Here is a 544-nt window from a genome sequence, read left to right on the forward strand (position 1 = left end):
CGCAATTTTGCTCAACGCCAATGATGATGACGTGTTGCAAAATATCGTGTCGTTTACCCGAACCTTGATCGACGATGGTTCAGGAAAGCCGTTAACGGTAAGAACATGGCTAGAAATTCAACCCCTGCTTTCGACTATGATGAGCTCGATGGATATCTCCAACCAAGTCATGCTGGTGGTGTTCGTGTTGGCTATGACGCTTGGCATCGTCAATATCATGCTTATGTCGGTGTTTGAACGAACCAGAGAATTCGGCGTGCTGATGGCAGTGGGTATGCAGCAACACAAAATTCGTATTTTGATCACGTTGGAAACCATGTTCCTTGGTTTGACGGGATGTGCTTTAGGGTTATTTGGCAGCGCTGCCATGATAAAGCTTCTCAGTGTGACGGGATTGTCGCTTGGAGGGCTGGCCGATGGTTTAGGTGCATACGGCGTCGATACTCTGCTTTATCCTCGCGTTTCGTTTTACGAATATCAAATGATCATTTTGGCGATTTTTTTGGCCAGTCTGTTTGCGGCTCTGGATCCCGCACGACAAATT

General features: G+C 47.1%; 1 protein-coding gene. It reads left to right on the forward strand.

All coding sequences use genetic code 11. From position 1 onward, the window contains the following. A partial coding sequence (locus R7Z77_RS27890; RefSeq protein WP_318137374.1) for an ABC transporter permease occupies window positions 1-544 on the forward strand: 544 nt, incomplete at both ends.

This window comes from Vibrio sp. 1401 (assembly GCF_033340295.1).